This window comes from Clostridium tarantellae (assembly GCF_009295725.1).
Taxonomy (GTDB): Bacteria; Bacillota; Clostridia; order Clostridiales; family Clostridiaceae; genus Sarcina; species Sarcina tarantellae.
Genome location: NZ_WHJC01000383.1, coordinates 1 through 2684, shown reverse-complemented (window position 1 = coordinate 2684; position 2684 = coordinate 1). Strand labels below are relative to the sequence as shown.

Annotated in this window: 4 protein-coding genes; 2 read left to right on the top strand and 2 right to left on the bottom strand. The window is 22.1% G+C overall.

Features of this window, described 5'->3' with window-relative positions; all coding sequences use genetic code 11:
- Positions 1–392: hypothetical protein (locus GBZ86_RS14740; protein WP_207707465.1), on the top strand; the 392-nt coding region annotated here is incomplete at its 5' end.
- Between the two features lie 120 nt (positions 393–512).
- Here the strand turns inward: GBZ86_RS14740 and GBZ86_RS14735 are convergent.
- Positions 513–1244: a tyrosine-type recombinase/integrase gene (locus GBZ86_RS14735; RefSeq protein ID WP_152891904.1), complete on the bottom strand. Its 732-nt coding sequence runs from the start codon at positions 1242–1244 to the stop codon at positions 513–515.
- Positions 1245–1722: 478 nt separating this feature from the next.
- Here GBZ86_RS14735 and GBZ86_RS14730 point away from each other — a divergent pair, with 478 nt between their 5' ends.
- Positions 1723–2304: a C40 family peptidase gene (locus GBZ86_RS14730; protein WP_170272280.1), complete on the top strand. Its 582-nt coding sequence runs from the start codon at positions 1723–1725 to the stop codon at positions 2302–2304.
- 103 nt (positions 2305–2407) lie between these two features.
- On the opposite strand, the gene GBZ86_RS14725 is transcribed toward GBZ86_RS14730, so the two are convergent.
- Complete coding sequence (locus GBZ86_RS14725; RefSeq protein ID WP_152891900.1) at positions 2408–2659, bottom strand: hypothetical protein; 252 nt, start codon at positions 2657–2659, stop codon at positions 2408–2410.
- Between the last annotated feature and the right edge of the window lie 25 nt (positions 2660–2684).

The following is a 2684-nucleotide window of genomic DNA, read 5'->3' as shown; positions in this document are numbered from 1 at the left end:
TATTTAAAGACTTTGAGGTGAATTTAATGTCTAATAATTTAGATTCTTTATTTAATGGCTCTGAAAATTTATGTGGTAATATTTCTAAGGATATTTTAAGTGAGTCAATAATAAATATATTAAACGAAAGTAATGTTACAATTAGAGCTTGTTTAAAATATACGCCTAAAAATGAAGGAATAGAAATTAAAAATGAACCCATTATAATTTTAGTTAAAGAAAAAAATGAAATTATTGTTCCATATAATTCTACTTATATTTCATTAATATTTGATTTTAAAAACCACAATGAAGAATGGATTAAGTTTGAAGAAAAAACATATTTTGATCCTCAGAACAAAAACTTTATTGTAAATGGAGATATAAATAATCTTAGTATTAATGAAATTTAAATTTTTTCAACTTAGTTTTTATTTCCTTTAAATTAGTATAAAATATAAAGAACTTCCCCATACATATGTGTTGGGTAGTTCTTTGTGTTTTAAAGTAATTTCATTTTACAAGTATATAATTTAAATTATATTTTTAAAGGCATATGTAAAGTCTATGGATTCACTTACTTCATCAATTTTATCTTGGTTTACTCTTATATATTTTTGAGTTACGGCTATACTAGAGTGATTTAATAATTCCTTTAACAGCTCAATATCTCCCTGAGTTTCTTCGTAAACATGAACAGCATACATTTTTCTAAAGCTATGAGTACTTATATTGTTAAGACCTAAATAAGTAGTTACAATTTTTAATTGTTGTTGTATATTTCTTATTTTAACATTTATTAATTTGTCAGATTTTTTTAATCCTTGCTCTAGAGCATAATTAAAAACCATATCTGAAATATTTTTAGCTATTTTTTTATATTGAAGTTTATTGGTTTTCTTTTCATAAAGTTCTATTTTATCCTTCATAAAATGAGATACTTTTAACTCAATTACATCTGATATTCTAAGTCCTAAAGTGGCTTGTAAAGTTAATATAAAAGCTAATGGAGGATTTGATCTAAATTTTCTTTTTTTATTATTGGCTTCATATTCAAACCCTTGAGAAATAAGTTTTATTATTTGCTCAAATTCCTTTTTTTCTAAAGGACGAGTACTTTTACTAGCTTTTTTTCTTTTTACTGGAGCTAAATTTTCTGTAAAATCTTTGCTTTTTATTTCTTTTAATAATTTTTCAATTTCATCTTCATTTAAATTTCTTAATAAATTTATTAAATTCTCAGTATATAACACATTATTTTCCATTAATTCACCTTTAATTTAATGCGTGTTTTAAATTATTAAAACTGCGTATTTTCTTATTGCTATATTATAATACATATTCTTAGAGTAGTAAATAAGACACTTTTAATAAAAACTGCGTATTTTGTATAAAATACGCAGTTTTTGTTTTGAAGCAGTATATGTAAAAATAAGTTAACTAATATATTGTAAAAAAAATAATAAACTCTCTAATTAAATATGAAAGCATTTTAAAATTCAAATATTTTTTAATAAGACTTTCTATGTATTTGTTGTTTTTCAAATTTAAAATTTTATCACATTTAATGATGTTAAATTTCAAATTTGAAAAATATAAAAATACTTTAAAATACATAATAAGAAATTTTATTTAACATAAATTTGTCTTTAAAAATATATTTACTTTTTTAACATTTTGTTAAGCTATAGCATAAATTAAACTATGAATTTAAATTTTCATAAAATAAAAGGAGAAAATATTATGAAAGGAAAAGTCATTACAACTACATTAAATGTTAAGAACACTCCTTCCATAGATTCAAGTGTTATAGGGGTTATTATACAAGGAACTATAATTAATATAGATTTAACAAAAAGTATTTCCGGTTGGTATTTTATTTGTTATGGAAATATTAATGGCTATGTTGCCGCTAATTATATTCAGTTAATAAATGATGATTTTACACAATGTTCAAACAAATCTAAAGTAACAGGTGAACAGGTGGTAGATTTTGCGAATAAATTTATTGGAACTCCTTATTTATGGAGGGGAACAACGCCTAATGGTTTTGACTGTTCAGGATTTGTTCAATATGTTTTCAATAATTTTGATATTATACTTCCAAGAGAAACTTATGATCAAGCTAAAAGTGGAATAAATATTCCTATTAACCATATGAAAGAGGGAGATTTAGGTTTTTTTAATCCTAATAGAAATGGGTTAGGTCCTGAACATGCTACCATATATGTAGGAAATGGATTCTTTATACATGCACCTCATAAAGGCTCATTTATAAAAACAGAAAAAATGTATGGTTGCTATATTGCAAGAAGAGTACTTTAATAAAAAAACAATGACAAGTATATTTTAAAAATAATACTTGCCATTGTTTTTTTATTTAATATTTTATAGTAAATTATTTAAAATTTAATCTTAAAACATTTAATTACATATGTAATTGTTTTTTATGTAATAAAAATATGCGAAAAAATATACCAATTAATAAAGTTGATTCTATAAGTACAACTAAAGGATTTATAGTATTTATTGGTTTTAAATTAGTTGCTAAATAAAGTAATAATAAAAAAGTTACTAATTTACCTATAGCTAATAAACAAAATATTTCTCCTTCATAAGAGTTAACATTTTTATTTTTTAAAAAATTAAAAAACCTATTATTAAGTAATGTTTTTAGCATTTTAATACAATACCCCCTAATAAAA